Annotated in this window: 17 protein-coding genes; 9 read left to right on the top strand and 8 right to left on the bottom strand. The window is 62.1% G+C overall.

The annotated features are described in order from the left end of the window. Window positions 1-313: 313 nt before the first annotated feature. The 5 genes from EVC45_RS08510 (at window position 314) to EVC45_RS08490 (ending at window position 7,428) form a co-directional block, all read left to right on the top strand. Complete coding sequence (locus EVC45_RS08510; RefSeq protein WP_129957555.1) at window positions 314-2,584, top strand: polysaccharide biosynthesis tyrosine autokinase; 2,271 nt, start codon at window positions 314-316, stop codon at window positions 2,582-2,584. A 190-nt stretch (window positions 2,585-2,774) separates the two neighbouring features. Further along, window positions 2,775-3,887, top strand: coding sequence for a hypothetical protein (locus EVC45_RS08505; RefSeq protein WP_248295065.1), 1,113 nt, complete (start codon window positions 2,775-2,777; stop codon window positions 3,885-3,887). Between the two features lie 37 nt (window positions 3,888-3,924). Then, a complete protein-coding gene (locus tag EVC45_RS08500; protein ID WP_248295064.1) occupies window positions 3,925-5,082 on the top strand; it encodes a hypothetical protein in 1,158 nt (385 codons plus the stop codon). A gap of 47 nt (window positions 5,083-5,129) precedes the next feature. Next, window positions 5,130-6,041 (top strand): UTP--glucose-1-phosphate uridylyltransferase GalU, encoded by a 912-nt coding sequence (gene galU, locus EVC45_RS08495; protein WP_129957553.1) that lies wholly within the window; start codon window positions 5,130-5,132, stop codon window positions 6,039-6,041. Window positions 6,042-6,066: 25 nt separating this feature from the next. Next, window positions 6,067-7,428, top strand: coding sequence for an acyltransferase (locus EVC45_RS08490; protein ID WP_129957552.1), 1,362 nt, complete (start codon window positions 6,067-6,069; stop codon window positions 7,426-7,428). Between the two features lie 75 nt (window positions 7,429-7,503). On the opposite strand, the gene EVC45_RS08485 is transcribed toward EVC45_RS08490, so the two are convergent. From EVC45_RS08485 to EVC45_RS08465, 5 genes are all read right to left on the bottom strand, one after another. Continuing rightward, window positions 7,504-10,101: a hybrid sensor histidine kinase/response regulator gene (locus EVC45_RS08485; protein WP_129957551.1), complete on the bottom strand. Its 2,598-nt coding sequence runs from the start codon at window positions 10,099-10,101 to the stop codon at window positions 7,504-7,506. Between the two features lie 16 nt (window positions 10,102-10,117). Further along, on the bottom strand, window positions 10,118-11,350 hold the full coding sequence (locus EVC45_RS08480) for a hypothetical protein (RefSeq protein ID WP_211193391.1): 1,233 nt from the start codon (window positions 11,348-11,350) through the stop codon (window positions 10,118-10,120). Window positions 11,351-11,650: 300 nt separating this feature from the next. Then, window positions 11,651-12,898 (bottom strand): phospholipase A, encoded by a 1,248-nt coding sequence (locus EVC45_RS08475; protein WP_129957716.1) that lies wholly within the window; start codon window positions 12,896-12,898, stop codon window positions 11,651-11,653. Window positions 12,899-13,420: 522 nt separating this feature from the next. Further along, window positions 13,421-13,654, bottom strand: a complete 234-nt coding sequence (locus EVC45_RS46630) for a hypothetical protein (RefSeq protein WP_248295063.1) — start codon at window positions 13,652-13,654, stop codon at window positions 13,421-13,423. 40 nt (window positions 13,655-13,694) lie between these two features. Then, the gene (locus EVC45_RS08465) at window positions 13,695-15,698 is read right to left on the bottom strand and encodes a bifunctional DedA family/phosphatase PAP2 family protein (protein WP_129957550.1); all 2,004 of its coding nucleotides are present in this window, start codon (window positions 15,696-15,698) and stop codon (window positions 13,695-13,697) included. A 151-nt stretch (window positions 15,699-15,849) separates the two neighbouring features. Here EVC45_RS08465 and EVC45_RS08460 point away from each other — a divergent pair, with 151 nt between their 5' ends. Continuing rightward, window positions 15,850-16,221 (top strand): hypothetical protein, encoded by a 372-nt coding sequence (locus tag EVC45_RS08460; RefSeq protein WP_129957549.1) that lies wholly within the window; start codon window positions 15,850-15,852, stop codon window positions 16,219-16,221. A 47-nt stretch (window positions 16,222-16,268) separates the two neighbouring features. Then, the gene (locus EVC45_RS08455; RefSeq protein ID WP_129957548.1) at window positions 16,269-16,745 is read left to right on the top strand and encodes an OsmC family protein; all 477 of its coding nucleotides are present in this window, start codon (window positions 16,269-16,271) and stop codon (window positions 16,743-16,745) included. A gap of 82 nt (window positions 16,746-16,827) precedes the next feature. On the opposite strand, the gene EVC45_RS08450 is transcribed toward EVC45_RS08455, so the two are convergent. Both EVC45_RS08450 and EVC45_RS08445 read right to left on the bottom strand, forming a co-directional pair. Further along, window positions 16,828-17,061, bottom strand: a complete 234-nt coding sequence (locus EVC45_RS08450) for a hypothetical protein (RefSeq protein WP_129957547.1) — start codon at window positions 17,059-17,061, stop codon at window positions 16,828-16,830. An 85-nt stretch (window positions 17,062-17,146) separates the two neighbouring features. After that, window positions 17,147-17,617 (bottom strand): Lrp/AsnC family transcriptional regulator, encoded by a 471-nt coding sequence (locus EVC45_RS08445; protein ID WP_129957546.1) that lies wholly within the window; start codon window positions 17,615-17,617, stop codon window positions 17,147-17,149. A gap of 156 nt (window positions 17,618-17,773) precedes the next feature. Between EVC45_RS08445 and EVC45_RS08440 the strand changes: the two genes are divergently transcribed. Next, entirely contained in the window at window positions 17,774-18,454 is a 681-nt protein-coding gene (locus tag EVC45_RS08440; RefSeq protein ID WP_129957545.1) for a LysE family translocator, read from the top strand. 63 nt (window positions 18,455-18,517) lie between these two features. Here EVC45_RS08440 and EVC45_RS08435 read toward each other — a convergent pair whose 3' ends face one another. Then, complete coding sequence (locus EVC45_RS08435) at window positions 18,518-18,691, bottom strand: DUF1289 domain-containing protein (RefSeq protein ID WP_129957544.1); 174 nt, start codon at window positions 18,689-18,691, stop codon at window positions 18,518-18,520. 176 nt (window positions 18,692-18,867) lie between these two features. Between EVC45_RS08435 and EVC45_RS08430 the strand changes: the two genes are divergently transcribed. After that, a complete protein-coding gene (locus tag EVC45_RS08430) occupies window positions 18,868-19,194 on the top strand; it encodes a YnfA family protein (RefSeq protein WP_018425027.1) in 327 nt (108 codons plus the stop codon).

Raw genomic sequence — 19,194 nt, 5'->3', positions numbered from 1 at the left:
AATTAATGACGTGTAAGGATTTTGCCGCTGCGGCTAGAAGTTTGATGTGCGGCAGCGAACAGTAATAGGGACAGCTATCAGTTAACCTGAGCTAACTGCCGGCGAATAGATTGTTCTCTTTTCTTGAGCGCGGCAGGCGACGCGTAACGCCGGGCGATCATTCGCCCATTTACGTTGCACCGCGAACTGACGCGATCGGCGCCAGCGCGGATTGTCTGGTTTCCAGTGACGAGAAGCCAGAATTGGCGACGCGGCTTCGCTTGTGCATCCAATCAAAGTTTCAACCCTTTTCTTAGACCAGCCCGGGGTTTAGATGAATCAAAGCTCTCCGCTTGCGAATGCTGCCGTTCTCCGAAGTGACGACGTCAGTCTTTCACGTTATTTCGACGTGCTCGTGGCAAACCGTTGGCTGGTCAGTGGGATTGCCGGCAGCGTTCTCACCCTGGGTGTTGCGTACGCCTTTCTCGCGCCGCCGGTATATCAGGCCAATATCCTCGTCCAGGTTGAAGACAGCATCCCGAGCAATAATGCGAAAAGTCCTCTGGGCGACGTCTCCAGCATGTTCGACGTCAAGACAGAGGCTGCGGCTGAAATGGAAATTCTCAATTCGAGAATGGTGATTGGGAAAGCCGTTGACGCGCTGGGGCTCGATATCAGTGCAAAGCCGAAGCGCCTTCCGTTAATAGGAGGCTGGTTGGCCCGGCATGCTAAAGGCCTTTCCGAGCCGGGTATCCTTAAAGGAAGCGGATATGCGTGGGGCGATGAATCGCTGAAGGTTTCCAGTTTCAATGTTCCGGAAACTTTCGAAGGCGAGAAGTTCATCCTGACCGCCCTCGATGGTGGCCGTTACCGGCTCGCGCAGGCCGACCTCGATAAGGCGGTGGAAGGCCGGGTAGGCGAAACGCTCGAGCTGAAACAGCCCGATGGCGCGATCACGCTGCGCGTGGATTCGCTGAACGCGAGGCCGGGCACCGAATTCGTGCTGAAAAAAGAGTCTCGCGAGAAAACGGTGGAACACCTGCAAAAGACGCTGATCATCGCACAGAAGGGGAGCAAGGACAGCGGCATCATCGGTGCGTCCCTTACGGGTTCCGATCGGCTGTTGACTGTCCACACGCTGGCCGAGATTGGCAATGCCTATGTCGACCAGAATGTGAAGCGCAAAGCGGCAGAGGCCGAAAAGTCGCTCGCATTCCTGAGCGATCTGCTTCCGCAACTGAAGGCCGAGTTGGAGCGCGCCGAAGGCCGCTACAACGAGATGCGCAACCGCAGGGGCGTGTTCGATCTCAGCGAGCAGGGCAAGGCTTATCTGGAGCAGAGCGTTGCTGCGCAGCGCACCCTGCTCGAGCTGAAGCAGAAGCGCGCGGAACTGAGCGCGACGTACGCGCCGGGTTACCCGGGGATCCAGGCGCTCGATCAACAGATTGGCATGCTGACCAGTACGCTTGGCACTCTGTCCCAGAAGCAGAACGCGTTACCGGACCTGGAGCAGGACGCGGTGCGCCTGACCCGTGACGTGACCGTCGACAACGAGCTTTACGTCGGCATGTTGAACAACCTGCAGCAACTCAAACTGGTTCGGGCCGGCAAGGTGGGAACGGTGCGCCTGATCGACAGCCCGGTGGTGCCGAAGGACCCGATCAGCCCCAACAAGCTTCTGGTCATTATTTATGCTGCGTTGGGTGGTCTGATTCTGGGCGCGGGCGCGGCGTTCGCGCGTGCGGCGCTGTATAGAGGCGTGACCGATGCACAGGAGATCGAGGAGCAAACGGGCCTGAACGTCTACGCGACCGTGCCGCTGTCGCAGGCGAAACTCGCACGAATTGGCAAGGCGTCCGGTGCTGTCGAGGACGACAGGTTCCTGCTTGCCAGCGAGTTTCCGCGCGACCCGTCAATTGAAAGTCTGCGCCGCCTCAGAACCGCACTGCATTTCGCGATGCGCGAATCGGAATCGGAATCGGGCAACAACCGTGTGTTGCTGACCGGTCCGACGGAACAGGTGGGCAAGTCGTTCCTTTCGGCGAACCTGGCGGCAGTGGTGGCTGCAGGTGGGAAGCGGGTACTGTTGATCGATGCGGACCTGCGCAAAGGTCATCTCGAGCAATACTTCGGCGTCGATTCCAAACCGGGACTGGCGGACTACCTGTCGTCGGACGTGATGTCGGACTCGGTAATCATGCGTGACGTGCGTCCGGGCCTCGATTTCGTCCCGCGCGGAGCGATTCCGGAGAATCCCGCCGAACTTCTGCTGAGCGAACGCATGCAGCAATTCCTGGCGAAGACAGGCGAGTACGACATCGTGCTGATCGACACGCCGCCCGTGCTTGCGGTATCGGACGCCACCGCGCTCGCGGATAGCTGCGGCACCGTCATGCTGGTGACGCGCTTCGAGACGACTTCGATCGTCGAGGTCGTGGAGGCGGCCAAGCAGCTCAAACAGGCAAACGCCCACGTGAAGGGTGTGATATTCAACGGAATCGACACCGAAGCCTACCGCTATAGCCGTGGGGCGCGCGCCGGTCTGTATCGCAACGCGTCCTATCTGGACGCGTTGCCCTCTAGCACAGAGACGCAGAAGGGCTAACGCTTAAACGGAACGCCTCGTCGTAGCGATAGAAAACCTCACCGGCTTTCGACGTCGATATATTGTGAATATCAAACACTCGTTCGTAAGTGTCGCTGGAGTCGTACTCAGCCAGGCGCTCAATTTCGTTTCGATTCTATTGATCGGAAAGTATTGCGGACCCACGGAGCTTGGGTACTTCAGCCAACTCATGGCCGGCGGACTCTTCGCCGGCACGTTAATCGGCTTGCGCCTGGAGGTTGCGTGCCTGGCGGCGGACAAGACGGTTGCCGTGCGCGCAATGACGAGTGCCAGCGTGGTCGCGATCGGCATCGGCCTCGCGCTGGTGGTCGCCACGATAGTGGCGGGCCACGCGGAATACGTGCCGGTTGTCGGTCTCGCGTTTGGCGTATTCCTGCAGCAGGCGTTGTGCGCAGCCCTCACCAGCGAAAGAAAATACACGAAGATCGCAACGATCCGGTTCTTTCCGAATGCTGTGTTCGCGATCTGTTTTGTCTGCCTGATGGCGCTTTCGAAAGGCGTGTGCACCGGCACAAGCATATTCAACGTCTACAGCTGGATCTTTCTCGCGTCGAATTTTGCATTGGCGGCGGTCTACCTTTACTCCGCGCGACGGATGATCCCGGCGACCTTCATGAAGTTCTCGGCGCTGCAGATTCAGTACGCCAAATATGGCGTGCCGACCATCACGCTGAATTCTTTCGTGATCTATGCGCTCGCGATCCTGATCCCGATGGTCTTTGATCATCGCGACGCCGGCATCTTCGCGCTCGCGTATCGCGTGGGTTACTTCCCCGCGTCCCTGTTGTCGCAAAGCCTGGGCGGTGTCTTTCGGCGCGATATGGTCGATTACTTCGACGGCGAGCGAACGGATGGCGTGAATCCGTCGAGGCAGTTCTTCACGATGCTGACGTTCATCAGTCTCGCCCTCGTGGCGGCGTGCTATGCCGGCCTCAGCCTGATCATCGACCTGAAGATGGGCAAGGAATGGGAGACGTCGATGTCGGTGTATGCGCTCTTCGTTCCGTATTTCATCACGATGGCGATCTACAGCTCGATGTCGCAGGTATTCCTCGTCGTGAATCGGCAGAAGATTGACCTGGTGAATCAATCCGCCAATGCCGCATTGATCGTGCTCAGCCTTGCGACGGCGCATTTTTTCGGCGTCAGCTTTATCCACACGGTTCTGCTGATCAGCGTCGGCGGCACGATCGTGGCCAGTGTGGGTACCTACCAGGCGCTCAAGATCGGTGCGGGGCACGACGCTTATCCAGTTCGCGAAGCCGGCCTGGGAACCCAATGACATCCGCGCTCAAGAATCCGCCGTGCAGTAGACATGATTGCTCGACGGCGAGGCGACGTGCCCAGCCGTGCAAGGAACGAAAATGCGCATTGTAAAAATCCCCGGCATCATCGGCAGGAGTGCGAGTCCCGGCGTGTCAGCCGCGGTCTGGTTCATGCTGTTCATCGCGCTATATGTCGTTTCTGCTGCGCACGAGAGCACGTTGCCCGCGCGCTTCCTGTTGGACGAGGCCGAGATCCTCGATCGGATGAAGAGCGTCACGTCGTTCAAGGCGTTTGGAGACTCATTCGACAATCTCGCATGGATCTTCAACTTTTTCGGCCTCCAGACCTTCACCATTTCGTTGGCGGGATTTCTCGCGTCGATTTTCGGCATGTTTTTCGCCATCTGGCGTTCCAAGGTTTCTTCGCTGAAGCCGGCCGAGTTCTGCCTGGTGGCCTTCTGGCTGGTCAATCAAACCATCTACATCGGTGTTCCGTCGAAAGAGCTCGTCATTTCGGTTCTGGTGCTGCTGTTGTTGTTTTTCAGTTCGTCGCGCGCCATATTCGCGCTGTTCGTAGTGCTGGCGGCGTTGGTAGCTGTGTTCTTCAGGTCGTATTGGGGGATTACGCTAATCGCCACCGTCTGCCTTTATCTCGCGCCAAGCGCGTTCAGACGGCCGCTCTCCCTGTTGTTCTTTGCGCTTCTGGTGTTCGTGGCTGTCGCTTTCGCATTCCAGATGGCAATGGGTGAATCACTGGATTTCGCGAGACAGAGCGCGAATGAATGGCGCGACGCGAAGGAAGTCGCTTCGATCATCGTACCGTTCATTCCAGGCAGCGGCATAGCCGTCGGCGTGGCGAACGCAGCCATTACGCTGGCGACTTTCATGTTGCCGCTGCGGCTGATTCTGTCGGGCTATGCGCTGCAGATGCTGGGTGGAATCGGGTTGTTTTGCACCTTTTCGATGGTGTTTTTGCGCTATCGACCGCTTGCATCACTGTTCCCGGCGGTGGGTGGATTCGACAAGCTTTGTCTTTGCTTTCTGGTCAGTTTCGTCGTGACACAAGCCATTTTCGAGCCGGACTACGGATCATTCCTGCGACATCTTTCACCTGTGTCGCCGCTGATCATGTTTCTCGCCCTACGGCTCAGGCTCGATCCGACTCGTGGAAGCACCGCGATGGTGCCTGATCCTGTGCCGTGCCGCCGGTAAGTCGGCACGCGGATCGAAAAATTCCAACGCTACCAACGGGGTCAATCATGCTGAAAGTGACGAAAGCGGTATTTCCTGTGGCCGGATTGGGCACACGTTTTCTGCCCGCGACCAAAGCCAGTCCCAAAGAGATGCTGCCGGTCGTCGACAAGCCGCTGATTCAGTATGCCGTTGAAGAGGCGATTGCAGCCGGCATCACGGAAATGATCTTCGTGACGGGCCGAAGCAAGCGAGCCATTGAAGATCATTTCGACAAGTCGTATGAGATCGAGGCGGAACTCGAGGCGCGCGGCAAAGAGAAGCTGCTCGAAGTCGTGCGGGGCATCAAACCCGCCAATGTCAACTGTTTTTACGTCCGTCAGGCCGACGCGCTGGGTCTCGGACACGCGGTGCTGTGCGCGGAAAAGCTGGTGGGCAATGAGCCGTTCGCCGTCATTCTCGCCGACGACCTGTTGCATGGCGAGCGGCCGGTGCTCACTCAAATGGTGGACATATTCAACCACTATCACAGCTCGGTAATCGGTGTCGAAACGATCGCGCCGGAACACAGCAGTTCATATGGGGTGGTCGGCGGCCGAGAATGGGCCGATGGTTTGCTGAAGGTCGCCAGAATCGTCGAGAAGCCCGCACCGAAAGATGCGCCGTCGAATCTCGGGGTCGTGGGGCGCTATATCCTCACGCCCGCAATCTTCCGGCATATCCGTGAGCTTGCGCCGGGTGCGGGTGGCGAGTATCAGCTGACCGACGCGTTGCAATCGTTGCTCGCGAACGAGCAAGTGCTGGCGCACCGATTCGCCGGCACGCGGTTCGATTGCGGCAGCAAGCTCGGCTATCTGAAGGCGACCGTGGCGTTTGCGCTACGGCATCCGGAAGTCGGCGAAGCGTTCCACGCGTATCTTCGCGAGCAGCTCGCTGTGGGGGCGGTGTTGCAGGAAGCGCTGGAAGCCGAAACGATCTAGCGCGCAGACCGCGTTTATTGCATGCGTGGTCATCGTTGCGCAGGCACATCGAGTTGACCACGTACCACGGCACGCGCTGCAGGAATACATCGAGCGGCTGGCGCAGTCCCTTGAGCGCTTTGCCGGCGACGAGTTCCGGCGCCTTCTTCGACGCGGTCAACCAATAGTCTTTTTATACATCCCGGCTCTACCCACCGAAGTAGGCCGACGCGCGAAAAGTACTTCCTGTGAGGTGCCAGTGGCTACTACAAGCGTTCGTTCGAATCCTTCCGAAGTGGCGGAAATCCGTCCGATGACCGGTGTGCGAGGTATCGCGGCAATCGCGGTGGTCGCATACCACTTCTTCAATACTCCGCAGCACGGGTATCTCGCTGTCGATCTGTTCTTTATGCTGAGCGGGCTGGTTCTGGCGCTGAACTATGCGTCGACCGTCACGCTCAGCGCAGGGAATCGAACCTACATCACCTTTATCAAGAAGCGCATTGCGCGTGTCTTTCCGCTTTACATCACGGTCACGGTACTGCGCGCCATTTACGATCTGACCATTCACTTCGGTCATGGCGCCGCGTTGCCGGATACCTGGGAGCCGAAAGCAATACTCGCGAACCTGTTTCTGGTTCAGGCGTGGGGCTTCTCGGGAAGCTTCGTCGGACCGGCCTGGTCTTTGAGTACCGAGTTGGCTGCGTACGTGCTTTTCCCGGTTCTGATTGCGTTGACGATAGAGTCGAGGCGGTCACTCGCATGGGGCGCGGTGCTTCTAAGCGGGGCGCTGCTTTTCGCTGCCGCCTATGGCAATCGCGACTGTACCGATTGCGATGGCGTCCTCGATATATTCCATGGATACACCCCTTATCCAGTGATGCGTTGCGTGGCAGGCTTTACCCTTGGACTGATCGGCTACCGGCTCGTCAACCTGCCGCGAATCCGCGCGATCGTATCGACCAATCTGTTCGCGGTCCTCTCGGTTCTCGGCGTGGTGGCAACGTACTACGCGGGCTCGCCTGACCTCGTCGTCTACGTCTTTCTGTTTCCAACGGTGATTGCCTGCTTCGGGAATTCGAAAGCCGCCAATCTGATGTTCGGCAATCGCGTCGTGTTCTTTCTCGGCAAGATCTCTTTTTCGATCTACCTGGTTCACGTTCTATTCAAGCCGATAGTCAGATTCGTGATTGCCCAAGACAACGCGCATTTCGGCCGGTTCGCGGAGCTCATTTCGGTGATGTTCGCTTTTGGCGCCGTATTCGCTGCGTCTACCGTGTTCTATCACTTTGTCGAAGTTGGGGGCAGGCGCTTCATGATGGGCCTGATGTCGCCGAAACGGCGGTTCGTCGCGAAGCCGCCTGTGGCGCCGATCGCAGCTTCGGTGGATGAGGTCGATCCGGCCTGATTGCAAAGCGCGCGCGGGTTGCGTCGAAGCAGGAGCGGGAGTGGCGCCGCAAGAAGGGCGCCCGATGCCACCCGCTCAATCACTCAGCGCATCCCGATGATCACGCAAGCCTTTCGCCGACGCGTAATACCGCTGCAACGCTTCGGTCGAGCATGCCGCCAGCGCGCGGATCTGCGCGAGCCAGTCGGCTTCCACGGGCCACTCACCGGCGATCACCCGTGGATAGATCTGCCGCGCATAGCGATGCAGTTCCTTCGCACCGATGTTGCCGCTGACCCCGAGCAGTGCGTGCAAGCTCGCGTGCGTCGCCTCGATATCGACGGCCGCGCTGCTGCCCGCAAGCCGCGCGACGAGCGAGTGGATCTGTTCGATGCCGTTCAGGAACGATTCGTCGAGCAGGTCGAGCGAAACCAGTTCCTCGAGGTGCGCGTCGTCGAGCAGGCTTTCTTCAGCGATGGCCGCGACCGCGGATGCGCCCGCAGCCGGGGCCAATGCTACCGGCGTTGCCGCAAAATCCGTGTGCGCGGTCGCGCCCGCGGTTTCCGCGATTCGTTGCGGAGCGTCCGCAACCGGCGCGCCGCGCTTGCCGAACTGCCTCGCGAGGCACGCGTATAGCGAGCCGGCCTGCACGGGCTTGATCAACACCTCGTTCATCCCGGCCGCAAGGCAGGCCTGCACCGCGTTGGAATCGGTGTGACTGGTCAGCGCAATGATCGGCAGCGTCGCGTAGGCATCGGTGCGCGCGCGGATCGACTTCGTCGTCGCGATGCCGCTCATGCCCGGCATGTTCACGTCCATCAGGATCGCGTCGATGAAGCCGTCTTCGTGCAGTTTGGTCAGCACCGCCTGGCCGTGGTCCGCCTCGACGACGCTCGCGCCGCAGCGTTCCAGGTACGCCTTCGCGACGAGCCGGCTATACGTGTCGTCGTCGGCGATCACGAAGGTTCTGCCGGCGAAGCCTTCAGGCGGCTCGCCCGGCTGATGTCGCGCGCCGTTGTCGAAGAGGGCCTGCACCGCGGTAAGCAACTCCTGCACATTCGACGTCTTGCTGATGATCTCGTCCATGCCGGCGCGCCGCGCGCGCAGCCGCACCGCATTGCCCGGCTCGGCGGTATAGGCGACGATCAGCACGTTGCGGTTCGGGCAGTCGCGCTCGGCGCGGATGCGCTCGGTCGTCGTATAGCCGTCCATCTCCGGCATGCTGATGTCCATCAGCACGAGGTCGTAGAGCGGCGCGCGCCGCAAGGTGGCGAGCGCAAGCTCACCGCTCGACGCCTCGCTGACATAGGCGCCGGCCTTCGTCAGCACGCGGCGGGTGCGGGCGCGCAGCGTGTCGTCGTCGTCGACGACCAGCACGCGCTTGCCCTTGAACGCGGGCATCGCGCGTTCGAACAGAAGCCGCTCATGTTCCGCGACCTCGTCGGCCGCCACCGGCGGAAAGCGCAGCGTGAACGCGGTGAACTTGCGGAGTTCCGATTCACACTCGATGCTGCCGCCGAACGCGCGCATCGCACGCTGGCAGTAGGCAAGCCCGAGCCCGGTGCCGCCCGTGTTGCCGGCCGTGCGAAACGGCTCGAACAGATGCTGCAGGATCTCAGGCGCGATGCCGGGGCCGGTGTCGCGCACGATCACCGAGTCGTGGTCGACGGTCAAGGTCAGCGTGGCTTGCGGATACGCGACGATGTGATGCAGCGCGTTCTTGATCAGATTGAACAGCGTGAACAGATAGACCGTCTCGTCGACCTTGAACACGAAGTCGCGCCTGACGACGACGCTCACCTTCGCGCGCTCCTTGTCGTTCTCGAAGCCGTATTCGGCGAGCGCCTTGCGCGTGGTCGCGCCAGCATGCAGGTAGCTGAGGCTATCCGGACGGATCGATTTGGCGGCGACTTCGTCGAGCGTCATCGCGATGATGCGCAGGCCGCGCTCGATCGACAATTGCCCCTGCGCGAGATGGTTGTACATCAGCGAAGCGGTGCCGTCCGTCAGCATCGGCGCCGAGCCGGCTTCGCTCGCCGCGGGCAGCGCTTCCTCGACGCGGTCGAGCACGTGCCGCAACTGGCTCAGCGGATTGCGCATCTCGTGCGCGATGGAACCCGCGAGCGCCTGCAACGCGCGGTTCTTTTCGACGAAGATGCGCCCCTTGCTGATCGCGTGACTGAACGCCATGCTGCACAACACGACCACCGGCAGCAGCGCGAGATTCGACTTGTCCTGCGCGCTGAGAACGAGCGCCGTCGGCGCGCTCAACACGCCGGCAAGCCCGCCGGAAAACACGCCGATCCCGATGCACGTTATCAGCAGCAGGGGATTGTCGATACACAGCGCCAGAATGAAGATCATCATGACCTCGGTCATCATCCACATGGTGGAGAAACCGTTTCTGACGGTCAGGAACGTGCAGACGAACGGCAGCACGTAAATCAGGCAGCAATGCCAGTAGATCAGCAGCGCGGGGTTGTAACGCCTCGGCCAGCGCGCCTGGAACAGCAGCGGCACGCAGACGGCCGCCGCGCTGAGCCGCAGCAGCAGGTTGTCGTAAGGCTGCGGAAGGATGTAGGTCCAGACGACGTAATAGATGGGGTGACACAGGAGGCCGAGTGCGCCTCCCCATCGAATCGCGAACCTGCTTCTTTCCAGCATATCCCGCATGCTTTCGCGCGGTATCGCCATCAGGCCTCCGAGTTCATCAGGAACCCATCATTTCATGCGTATTGAATTGCTGTGCTTCGACGCCTTCGGCGAGCGAATCGCCGTTCTTGCCATGGAACGGTCCGACCGAAAAGCCGTACTTCTTCAGCAGACCATGAGTATAAGAGACCGACCACACGGGCGGGCTGCCGATGATGAAATCGGATGCGATTCCTTCCTGCCACGCCGAGTAGCCTTCGGCAAAGCAGGTGTAGCAGTCGCGGGTGGACGGCAGTCTGAACGGGAACGCGGTGTCGAGTCCGGCGGGTCCACGCGCGAAGCATTCAATATAGAGCGTATGACCGCGAGAAGCGAGTTCCGCTTCGACGCTTGCCGCGCGCGGATGCGAGTCGTCGATCCAGAATTGCGCGCGTTTGAGATCGGCGGCGCTCAGGTAAGGCACGCTCGTGCTGCTCGCGAGAATCGCGCCGTCGAAAGCCGGCAGCGGGGTGTCCGGGCTGAACGTATGCACCGAGACTTTCGATTTGCCGAGCAGGTCCGACGCGAGCAGTTCCTTTGCCTGGTCGATCAGCAGGTTGAGCTTGTCCGGCAGGTCGATCAGGACCAGTTCCTTCGGCGCATCCTTGTACAGCAGATACTTCGCGACCGTCGTGCCGAGCCGGCCGGCCGCGCCGAACAGCGCGAGCTTCGTGTTGCCGAACTCGAGGTCGAGCTGCTCGCAGCAATGCATCGCCCAGTCTTTGAGCATCGCCGCGGTCGCCGCGTGGCCGGTCGTGATGTGAGGCGGCTTGACCGGCCGGGGCAGCGCGCCGTAGTTGCACGCGTACGGCGTCGACGCGCCCATCGCGACCATGTTCAAGCCTGCCTTCCTGGCAAGCTCCAGCGCCGGAAAAAATTGCGTCTCGCGAAAGCGCTTGATGCCGCGCGGGCTGCCAAGCCACATTTCGAGCGGCACCGGGCAGGCGATATTCGCGCCGATCACCTGCGAGCCCGAATAGATCGGCGATGCAATGAAAGGCTTCGTATTCCACAGCTCCTCTTCGAACGATTCGCTGCGTTCGCGAACGTTGTGAAACGAAAATGAAAGGGTCTCCCAGTCGGTCGCGTGGAACAGAAAGCCGACTCCCCCCTGACGGGCCGGCAGGCAATCCCGGATCTGTTCCGGGTGAATTTCGTGCTTGAGCGCAAGCGGTGCACTATTCCGATGCAAAAGAAGTCCGTTTGGCTCGTTTGAAACGGTCGACACGTCTTTAAGGAGAGCGGTTTTCATTGGTTTTTCCTTGGTTTTGAATAGACGCTGGAAAAGTCAGCGTGCGGCGTGGCCAGCCGGTTGGACCGGCGGCCCTTCAACTCTAGAGAAATTCGCACCGATATGCCCGTCTGTTCTTGCACACTGTATTCAAGGGCGGTTTAAGACGGGCCGCCCGCCGGGTGGCGGTCGGCTTTGGGCGAGCCTCTAAAAGAATTACGGCAGAACTTTCGATATATTGCGTGACGTGGTGCGCCGTCATCGAATGGCAAAAAGGGCCGCTCGGCGGCCCTTTTGCTTGCATCTACAGCGAACTGCGGATTAGCGGGTGATGCTATAGCCGATTCGCGCAATCCAGCGATGCTGGTTGTAGTCGAGAATGTCCTCGCCGTAACCGCTAAAGAAGCCGAGCCACAGGTAACCGCCCCAGCGGCTGTTGATCAGCTTCGCCAATGGATAGGTGAACTGCGTATCGATGCTGCCTTTGCCGCCTTGCGTTCCTTTGCGCAGCGTCGTGTCGAGTTGCGCACCGTCGGGGCTGCCGTAGATGAACCGCAGATCCACATAGCCGCGGTAGTCGGCGATGTCGTGGTTCTCGCCGGCGATGTGCGTATAGTAATAAATCTTCGGCTCGACGGTCAGATGGTAGCCGTGGATGTCGCCGAAATCCCAGATCGGCTTGATGAACACAAAGTCGATGCCGCGCGATTCGGGTCCGTCGCGCCCATTCGATTCGTGTTCGTAACCGGCCATCAAGCCCATCCTGCTCCACCACTTGCTCTTCCAACCGGTGTCTTCGAGGTAATAGAAGAGTTGCGGCATATAGCTGGTGTCGCGGAACGGCGACGAGTACTCCTCGATATCCCACAGCGAGGTTTGCGTATAGGCGAAGTACAGGTTGTCGGCGAAACCACGGGAGCGCGGGTCGTCCGGAATGACGAGGCGGAACTTGAAGCTCAGCTGGAATTTGGCGAGATTGTCGCCATTCGAGCCCCAGCCATCGGCGAAGTACATCGGCTCGTAGGAGGAGAAGCGGCTCAGGAACGTGTTGATTTGCGGCACCGACGCATCCGGTCGTGACGGCGCGGGCGACGACGCGATCAGGCTCGTCGAAGACGGCGCGCCGCCCGGCGTGCCCGCCGCCGTCGTTCCATTTGCGCTCCCGGCCGACGCGAGCGCCGCGTCCTTGCCGGAGTGCGGCGGCCGCGTCAGCAGCACATACGATGGCGACACGTCGAGGTCCGGCACGTCGATCTGCATCGCACCGCGCGCCCATTCCGGCCACGTGCCGGTATAGCGGACCGCCTTCAGTTCGCCGGCGGCGAGCTTCAGATGCTCGGGGGCGCCGCTTTCGCGCGTGAGCGCAAGCTTGTGCGGTACCACGTCGGTATTGCTGAGCGCGATGGTCAATTGCGCCGGCACGTCTACCTCGGTGCCGCCGGGCTGATCGCCGGCATAGACGATCGTCACTTCGAGCGGACTATTCGATAGCGCTTCACGCGGCGGACGCAATACGGAAACGCCGGCGACGCTAGACGCGGAGTAACTGCCGAGCACCAGCACGCTGATGCAACGCGATAAGCGGGGGATCAGTCGGGAAAACCTGCCGGAAAGCGGACTTGAAGATAATCGGGAAACACGCGAGCGGTGGCTGCGTACGGCGGACTGGCGGTCTTTCTTCACGCGAGACATCAATCGATTCCGCACACGGAGCTCCTATTGGTCTTCGAGTTCTGGTCGCAATGAGACGATAGCGTTAAAGCGTGTAATTGAGCAGCAACTCAGGGTCCGTATGTCTCGTCGCGGAAGCGGCGATGCATGCCGGTTTCCGCTAACTGGTTTTTTTACCCATTCTGCCAGTGCCATTTCGGATTGCGTGAGTGGAAAAATGAATTAGGAGCGCTATCGGTGCAAACAGCGGGGCGGAAGCTGGGGTAATGCGGGGTGTCGTTGCATTTGCGCAACGAAGGTTTAAATGTTAAATCGCGTGTCATTCGTGAGTTGGCGTATCCCCGTATTCGCAGCAGCCATTTTCTTTATGGAAATTACGCATCAATTGGCGGTTCACTTTCGTGACAATTCGTTGCGCGGTCAATGCGGCAACTGAATGCATTCTTCAATAGGCGAATTGCCGGTATTGCTCCGGCGGGGGCACATCGCAATTATCGCGTCACCGAGTTCCATCGTGATCGCCTGCAACGGCAGGCGGCCATCGCGCGATGCGAGCAGCGTCGCCTGCGGGAAATGCCTGCGCAGAACGTCCATGCCGTCGCGTTCGAATGTCGCTGCGTATTCATCGAGTTGTTTGGTCGAGAAGCGGCCCACGGTTGTCTCCGATATCGAATCGTCGAGTCGGGGATGCCGCTCACTCCATCGGCGACACCAGCAGCGACACCGGCACGCCGTGACAATCGACTTCCGCGAGCACCGTCGCGCCGAGCCCGGCGCCCGACCGGGTGCGCGCGTCGGACGGGCTCGCGGCGCGGTCGATGCGCAGAATGTTCAGCGGCCAGGACGGCCGCGTCAGCCGCTCGTGCGCTAACGCGCCGACCCACAGCGGCGCCGCGGTGGTGCCGTTGTCGACCGCGTAGCCGCTCGGCCAGAAGCGCAGCACGTAGCGTTCCTCGGGCGATTCGCCCGGCCGCATGAAGACCAGCGACGACGGGACGCCATTGTTCAGTTTCGGCAGCACCGGCAGCGCCACCGCCGCGACGTCGGGCGAAGCGAGCGACAGCAGGCTGTGCGCGGACACGTCGGTGCCCTCGACCCAGCCCTGCGCGCGCAACTGCTCGCGGATCGAAGCGGGCTCGGAGACCCATTGCAGCGTCAGCGGCTCCTTGTGATCGCCGCCCATGTCGGAGCGAAAGCATGGCAGGCGCTTCCACCCGGAGAGCTTCCACTGCGCCTGGGTGAGCTGCACCGGCGGAGGTTGCGGCGCGCTGTCCGGCGGCGTAGGCATCGCGATGCCGAGCTGCAGGCCGACACTGACCGCGATGATCACGAGCACCACGAGCGGCATGAACGGGCGCTGCGGCGGCGGCTGCGGATGCCGCCAGATCGCCGTCAATGCGATCAGCGCGACCCATGCATACGCGAGCGCCGCGCCGCCAATCGCGTCGGACACCCAGTAGCGGCCGAAGTAGACGCCTGCGAGCGCGACCACGATCACGACGATGATGCTCGCGCCGGCAACCAGCACGCCTTCGCGCTTGCCGACCCGGCGCGCGAGCAGAAACGCGAGAAAGCCATAGACGGTCACCGTGGCGGCGACGTGATTGCTGGGAAACACGAAGTGACTGGTCATCAGCTCGTTGGGCGGCGCGCGGCGCATCGCGAGTTGCAGGCCGAGTATCAGCAGTTGCGAAAACACCACCGCCGCGAGCCAGTAGCTGATCGTGCGCCAGCGCCGCTCCCACGCCATCCACAGGGCCAGCGTGACGACCAGCGAGAGCAGCGTGATGCCGCTGCCGAGCGTCGCGAGCGCTGCCAGCACCGTGTCGCCCCATGGCGTGCGCACCGACTGCAGAAAGTGATAGACGGACAGGTCGATGGTGGTCAGCGGTTCGCCGCTGACGACATCCTCAAGGACGCCGAAGAAAAGCGCGCCCGCCACCAGCACGACCAGCGAGGTCACGAGGAGGTTGGTCGCATCGGGCGTGTCGGGGTCGAGCATGCGGCGCGCGGCGCGCCCGAGCGGACCCGGGTGGCGGCATGCCCAGCTGCCGAGATGACGGCCCGCCGCGCTCGACCATGCGTTCGCGTGCGACACCAGAAACCCCGCGCCGCGAAAGCTGAGCCACACGATGCACACCAGCATCACGATGATCACGACGAGCCGGAACGACACCGCGCCCGCGAGCAGCACCGACGCGCCGAACACGACACCTGGCAGGATGTGCGCGGGCGCCCACAGCAACGCGGAGAGCACGTTGATCGCGAAGAAGCGCAGCGGCCGCATGCCCATCATGCCTGCGACGACGGGCACGATCGCCCGCAATGGGCCAATGAAGCGGGCGAGCACGACGCTCTTCGCGCCATGCTTCAGAAAGAACCGCTGGCCCGCGTCGAGTACGCCGGGGTGCGCGCGGAACGGCCACCGAGTGACGATGCGTTCCTTGTAGCGATCGCCGAGCCAGAAGCTGATGCCGTCGCCGGCGACCGCGCCGACGATCGCCCACCCGAAGACCCAGGCCAGGCTCAGCGAGCCGGTGCCCGTCAGCGCGCCCGCGAGGAACATCGCGGTGCTGCCGGGGATGAAGGTGCCGATGACCGCGATCGCTTCGAAAAACGCGGCGAGGAACACGACCGCGAGCATCCACGTCGAGTGGCCGGCGAGCAGATGCAAAAGGTTGATGTAGGCGTGCTCCATCGTGCGCGATCGGCCGTTCGGGCGTAACGACCGATCATAACGCGCACCGACACGCCGTGTGCACGGGCCGGAACTGCGCCGCTGCATCGCTCGGACGATCGGCTCAGAATAGATGTCGTGGCTCGGCGGATCGATCCGGTGGGAGGTGGGTATGAAGGCGGCAACAGATGGGATCGTGCGGTGGGCGTTGCTTGCGGCGCTGTCGATGGTGGGGGCCGCGGGGACGGTGGACGCCCAGCAACTGGGCAATCCTGGCGGCAGCCAGAACGGAACTCATGCGGGCACCGGCGCAGGCACCGGCAACACGGCTGCCGGCGGCGCGATGGGCATCGGTACCGGCGTCAGTCCGAGTGCGATGCCGGGGCCCGGCATGTCGGCGGGCGGCTCGTATGGCCTCGGCGCCGGTGGCGCGACCGGCTCGGGCGACGCGCTCAACAACATGCGCGCGAACGGCACGGCGCTCTACATGAGTCCCGATCCGCGCGCGCCTAACGTGACCGGCCGCGCGGCGCCGCCGCGCTAGTAGGGCGCGTATAGAATGCAGGTCCAATCCGACCACAGGGAAAGCGAATGGCACACCGTGAACACAAGTACCACGTATCGGTGCAGTGGACCGGCAACCGCGGCAGCGGCACCTCCGGCTACCGCGACTACGGCCGCGATCACGTGATTTCTTCCGACGGCAAGCCGGACATTCCGGGCTCGTCGGATCCGGCATTTCTCGGCGACGCGACGCGCTGGAATCCGGAGGACCTGCTGGTCGCGTCGGCGAGCGCGTGTCACAAGCTGTGGTATCTGCATCTGTGCTCGGACGCGGGCATCGTCGTGCTCGACTATCGCGACGACGCCGAAGGCACGATGCTCGATACCGCGGAGGAAGGCCGCTTCTCGCAGATCGTGCTGCGCCCGCGTGTGACGATCCGAGCGGGCGGCGACGTCGAGCGGGCCACGCATCTGCATCACGTTGCGCATCAGAAATGCTACGTCGCGAACTCGGTCAACTTTCCGATTCTCTGCGAGCCGGTGGTGGAGACGGAGGCGGGCTGAGCTGCATGCGGCGGCGCGCGGGGGGGCGAGCCGGGTGGCGAGCGGGGTGCGGGCCAGACGCCGGCAGGCCGCTCGCCGGCGCTCAACGATTGCCGTCGAGCAGATCGCCGAGCAATTCGTCGAACGCGGCCTGCGCGTCTTCGAGTTCCTGCAGCGCGGCGTCGAATGTCTGCAACGCAAATTGCGAGGGTTTGCCGCTGCCTGCCGGCGGGAATTGCGATTGCAACGACGCGAACGCCGTCTGTACACGTTGGGTCGCGGTCAGCACGCGTTCCATTGCGGCGGTTTCTTCGGCTCGCGCCTTGTCGTGATCCATGAGAACTCCGGGTCTTCGGGTTGCGTCGGAACGGCTCGCGCCGCTTCAAAAGGGGACTAAAGGCGTGACTATGCCACGTTCGCGCTCAGGAGAGCGGCAGACCGCCAAACGCTTTCACTTCACGCAACGACAAGGCCGATTCCATCGACGTCACGCCCGGCAGACTGCGCAGTTCGTCGCGCATGAACGTGCCGTAGTCGTCGAGGTCGCGCGCGACGATCTGCAGGATGTAGTCGGCGCTGCCCGACACGTTGTGGCACGACAGGATACGCGGGATCGCCTGCACCTCGCGCTCGAAGCGCGTCGCCACCACGCGGTCGTGCACCGCGAAACGCACCAGCACGAACGCGATCACGCCCAGACCGAGCCCGGCGCGCGATAGCACCGCGCGGTAGCGGTCGATATAACCGTCGTTTTCCAGGCGCTTCAGACGCCGCGCGCATGGCGTCTCACTGAGTCCGACCATTTCTGCGAGACGCGCATTCGACATGCGGCCGTCGTTTTGCAGCGCGGCGAGTATCGCGCGGTCGGTTTTGTCGAGATCGTCGGCGGGCATGGTTAGGAGGTGGTTTTTGCGGTTTGGTGGAATGCGCTACTAGATCGATAAATATTAGCGTACTCCGCTATTTTATGGGTGGCCGATACAGAAGATCGCCAGAAAACCCTCCGCATCCGATAGCAATATGGAGCCTCGAAAAACAAGGAGGCTCCGATGATTTCCGCTCACCTGCTGGCCGTCTATGTGGCGGCATTGATTGTCGTTTATGCGGTGCCTGGGCCGGACATGGCGCTGATCCTGCAAACCAGCATGGCGCGCGGCGTGCGCAGCGGCTTCGCGGCCGCCGCGGGGCTCGGCGTGTCGCGCGCGACGCACGTGACGCTGTCGGCGTGCGGCATGGCGGCGCTGCTGCGCAACGCGCCGTGGCTGTACGACGCGGTGCGCTATGCCGGCGCGGTCTATCTCGCGTGGGTCGGCATCCAGATCTTCCGCTCGCCCGGGTTCGCATTGCCGGCCGGTTCACGCGACCAGCAAGCGGCCGGCGCGTCGCGAGTGGAATCCGCTACTGCGAGCGATGCGGGTAGTGCGGTGCAGCCGTTGCGGACCGCGTTCGTCAAAGGTCTGCTGACGAATCTGCTCAACCCGAAGGCGCTGCTGTTCTGCTCGGTGCTGTTGCCGCAATTCGTGCGGCCGGAAGCAGGGCCGGTGGCGTGGCAGATGATCGAGCTCGGCGCCGTGCTGCTCGTGATCGGCGCGTGCTTCGACGGGTTGTATTCGATCGGCGCTGCGCGCATCGCCAACTGGATGCGCGCCCATCCTTTGGCGCAGACGCTGCAACGGTGGACGTTTTCGGCCGCGCTGATCGGCTTCGCGCTGCGGCTCTCGCTGGATTGAGATTCGGGCCTGGCGTGAGTTTGCGTGGGTTTGCGTGAGCGGCCGACCGGCGCCACCCGCCGCTCACTTCTTCAGCTTGCGCTCGCGGCGCGGCCGGTCCTCGATGATCTTCCCGCGATGCTTGTCCTTCATTTTTTTCCAGCTTTTGCATTCATCGCGCGTGCGCAGACAGCCGATGCAAAGGCCGGTTTTGTCGTCGAACTTGCAGATGTCGACGCAGGGTGACTCGATGCTCATGACCGGTGGCCGTCGGAGTTGAAGAAGCGCGACTGTCGCACAGCTGCGCGCGCGCTGCCAGGTGATTGTGTTAATAAAGCCGATAGCGCTGCCGGCCGCGACGCCGCTGTGCCGCTGTGCGCCAGAACAGACGGCCGCACGCCCGCGGCCACACAACCACCTTCTCACGTCCGTCGATGAAAACCTTCCTGCTGTATGTCGTGACCGCTGTCGCCGAGATTCTCGGCTGCTACCTGCCGTGGCGCTGGCTGAAGGAGGGCGGCTCCGCATGGCTGTTGCTGCCGGGCGCGGCGAGCCTCGCGCTGTTCGCTTGGCTGCTGACGCTGCATGGCACCGCCGCGGGCCGCGTGTATGCGGCCTACGGCGGCGTGTACGTGGCGGTCGCAATTGCGTGGCTGTGGGTCGTGGACGAGGTGCGGCCTACGCTGTGGGACGCGGCAGGTGTCGCGCTGACGCTGGCCGGCATGGCGGTGATCGCATTCCAGCCGCGCCTGCACGCGTGA

This window comes from Paraburkholderia sp. UYCP14C, assembly GCF_004197395.1.
Classification (GTDB): Bacteria; Pseudomonadota; Gammaproteobacteria; order Burkholderiales; family Burkholderiaceae; genus Paraburkholderia.
Note: the sequence above shows the minus strand (reverse complement) of the source record. Positions and strands in the feature narration are given on the sequence as shown.